The sequence below is a fragment of the Collinsella sp. TF09-1AT genome (assembly GCF_003436895.1).
Classification (GTDB): Bacteria; Actinomycetota; Coriobacteriia; order Coriobacteriales; family Coriobacteriaceae; genus Collinsella.
The window spans coordinates 1-2,479 of sequence record NZ_QSRC01000015.1; the positions used below are offsets into that span (position 1 = coordinate 1).

Annotated in this window: 3 protein-coding genes; all 3 read left to right on the forward strand. The window is 56.6% G+C overall.

The features are described 5' to 3' along the window. Positions 1 to 170 precede the first annotated feature (170 nt). The 3 genes from DXC90_RS09390 to DXC90_RS09400 are packed head-to-tail and all read left to right on the forward strand — an operon-like array spanning position 171 to position 2,163. Positions 171 to 662, forward strand: a complete 492-nt coding sequence (locus tag DXC90_RS09390; protein ID WP_117636071.1) for a hypothetical protein — start codon at positions 171 to 173, stop codon at positions 660 to 662. A gap of 35 nt (positions 663 to 697) precedes the next feature. Continuing rightward, a complete protein-coding gene (locus DXC90_RS09395) occupies positions 698 to 1,465 on the forward strand; it encodes a GntR family transcriptional regulator (protein ID WP_055252185.1) in 768 nt (255 codons plus the stop codon). Then, on the forward strand, positions 1,450 to 2,163 hold the full coding sequence (locus DXC90_RS09400; protein ID WP_055252186.1) for a GntR family transcriptional regulator: 714 nt from the start codon (positions 1,450 to 1,452) through the stop codon (positions 2,161 to 2,163). The genes DXC90_RS09395 and DXC90_RS09400 overlap by 16 nt, the downstream gene beginning before the upstream one ends. Positions 2,164 to 2,479: the final 316 nt, after the last annotated feature.

A 2,479-nucleotide genomic window follows, 5' to 3' on the forward strand; every position in this document is an offset into this window, starting at 1 on the left:
TGGAAGTTCGCGAAGCCCACTTCTCAAAACCAAGCACCCCGCCCCGGGTCTCGTCTGTGTATTTCCCGCTGAGCGAGCTATAGATGCCATGCACCGATGCGCTAAAGCGGCGACTTGAAATTGGTGCTATATTTAACTCGAGTTGTTAAGTGTTAGTACGGGAGTCTGATATGGGGCTGTTCAAGAAGAAAAACCCGCAGGATGCCTTTGATCCCGATGTGTTTACCATCACGGACACGATTTTGGACCCGCCGCGCTTTACGTTTTTGCCGGCTATCTACCAGGATGCCACGCGTCGCAAGTGGGCCGTGCATCAGCGCGGCGCGACCCCGAGGATTTTTGACTACGCGGATGTGCTGCAATGCGAGATTGTCGAGACCGGAAATCCCGAGGATGTGCCGCAGCTCAGCAATCGAGAGCTCGCTCAGCAGATTTTGATTAACCCAGCTCAGGCTACCAAAAACAATGCCGCCAAGCGTAACATGTGCCTTGGTATGGGTGTCGTCGTTGCCGTGCAAACCGGCGAGGATGAGATTTCGAAGCTTGAGATTCCTGTGACTGCGGGCGAAGTCAAGCGAGACTGCGGCCTATATCGGTCGTATCGGAACGTTGCGGAACAGATCAAAGAAGCCTTCGACGCCATGGGGCGTTCGGAGCAATGATGCCCGCAGCATCAAGCGGTCGAGGAGCCTTACCCATGTCGAGTGAACCATATGCGATTCCGCCCAAAGATCGCGCCTTTGAGGGCATTCTTTGGTATATCAAACATTATGACCTGCAGGGTGGCGACCGGCTGCCCGCCGAGCGCGTGCTCTGTGAAGAGCTGGGCGTGTCCCGCACGGCGTTGCGCGCTGCGATCACGCGTCTCATTTCGTGCGGAACCTTGGAAAGCCGCCGCGGTTCGGGCACCTATGTGTGCCCGCCCAAGCCGCTGAACATCTTTCAGGAAACGTGGAACTATACGCAGGCGGTGGAGAGGGTCGGCTCAAAGTCAACCGCACGCCTGGTATGCTCCAAGGTCGTGTACGCCGATATCGACCTGGCCCAAAAGGCCCAAATCGAGCTGGGCATGCCGCTCTTCTGCATTCGGCGCGTGCGCGTGGTCAATGGTTCCCCGGCGTCGATCGAGACGGCATACGTCAATCTGTCTTTGTGTCCCTCGCTTCCCGATCACGATTTCGAGCAGGAGAGCCTCTACGACGTTTTGCTCAAAGAGGGGAATGTCCGCGTGTCGCACGGCAAGGAGCATATTTCCATCAGCCGTCTGAACGCCGACGAGGCCAAGTTGCTGGATGCCCAGGAGGGCGCCCCGGTGTTTTATAAGGCTTCGCACGAGCGCGATGAGAACGATGGCTTTGTCGAGTATTGCAAGTCCGTGACCCTGCCGACCAAGTATCGATTTGCCGATAACGGTGAGGCAGACGGCGTTGCGACGAAGGTGGGTGTCGAATGGCTGAGGCAGTAGAAGACTTGCCGGTTTACAAGCAAATTCGCCGCTGCATTGCGGAGCGAATCGAGCGCGGTGACTATCCGACGGGCTCGATGATTCCGTCCGAAAATGAGCTGGCCGAGGAGTTTGGCACGACGCGCCTGACCATCCGCAGCGCCATGGATGAGCTGGTCAAAAGTGGCCAGATTCGTCGCGTGCAGGGCAAGGGCGCCTTTGTGGGGCACAAGTGGTTTGACGAGCACGCTCGCAAGGGCGGCTTCCGTCAGTCGGTTTTAGCTTCGGGCGCGACGCCGTCGGTGCGCATCCTGGCGCGCTCCAAACGCTATGCCGGCCCGTATTATGCCGACTTGTTTGGTATCGGCGAGGACGATCTGCTCTACTCGGTGCGCCGTCTTAACTGCATTGATGGTGAACCCGTGTCGATCGAGATGACGCTGATCCCGTGTCTGCTGTTCCCTGGCATCGAAGACGTGGACATATCGGTTTTCAGCCTGTATGAGACCTATGACATGTTGGGCCGAAAGCCAGATAAATCGATTGAGAAGCTCGATATTGAGGCGCTGGGCGCACGCGATGCGAGTTTGCTCGATCTTGAGCCGGGCGACCTGGCCCTCGTGCTGGAATGCCTGACCTATGACTCGAGTGGACAGGTTATCGAGTGTGCCAAGTCTTTTACCCGCGGCGATGCCGGCGGATATACCTACAACTATTAGTGTTCAGAGCGTCCTTGTGTACGGCAGGGCGCTCGTCTTTTATGGCCATATGTCGCTTGACCGATGGGCGGCAAAAACTGACCGTCTACCGAGAGAGGAGGATGAAATCGAAAAATCGGTATTAAAAACGGCTAACCTGTAATCGTTCACTGGTATTAAGAACCTTTGAATTGTTGAGCTTGGGGCCAAGATGACCACAAGGTTAGGCGGTGCGGCGGGACGGCAAGCCCGTCCGGGCCGTGTGACAATTCAAACTGCTCGTGAAAGGAGCGGGAATGAAGGAGACCGAGAAGATCGAGATCATGCACTTCGACCA

What these genes read in the sequence shown, in the direction of transcription:
- DXC90_RS09390 (WP_117636071.1), top strand. Translation starts at nt 171, where the DNA reads ATGGGGCTGTTCAAGAAGAAAAACCCGCAGGATGCCTTTGATCCCGAT.
- DXC90_RS09395 (WP_055252185.1), top strand. Translation starts at nt 698, where the DNA reads ATGTCGAGTGAACCATATGCGATTCCGCCCAAAGATCGCGCCTTTGAG.
- DXC90_RS09400 (WP_055252186.1), top strand. Translation starts at nt 1,450, where the DNA reads ATGGCTGAGGCAGTAGAAGACTTGCCGGTTTACAAGCAAATTCGCCGC.